The organism is Bacillus sp. SIMBA_005 (assembly GCF_046535585.1).
Taxonomy (GTDB): domain Bacteria; phylum Bacillota; class Bacilli; order Bacillales; family Bacillaceae; genus Bacillus; species Bacillus pumilus.
This window is the reverse complement of record NZ_JAWRWI010000436.1, coordinates 1-270: the sequence shown is the minus strand read 5'-3', so window position 1 is coordinate 270 and position 270 is coordinate 1. Positions and strand designations below refer to the sequence as shown.

The following is a 270-nucleotide window of genomic DNA, read 5'->3' as shown; positions in this document are numbered from 1 at the left end:
CGATAAATGAAATAGGGTTTACTTCATTCGCAACTCCTTTAAAGTTTGGAAGTTATGTTACATGGTATGACCTTTTTAAAGTAACCGGTCAGTTATTCATTCTTACTAGCATGATTGTAATATTAATATGTTCTCTCATTTTCTCCAGTGATACTTCGAGAAATACCAACCAATTATTATTATCTACAAAATTCGGAAGAAATAAATTGACGATTTCAAAAATTATCGCTGCAACAATGATTTCAATTTTTGTATTTTTATTTATTCAAG

General features: G+C 28.5%; 1 protein-coding gene. It reads left to right on the top strand.

Annotated features, from left to right (window positions below; genetic code table 11):
• The coding region (locus SB660_RS20785) for a hypothetical protein (RefSeq protein ID WP_410584243.1) at window positions 1-270 on the top strand (270 nt) is incomplete at both ends.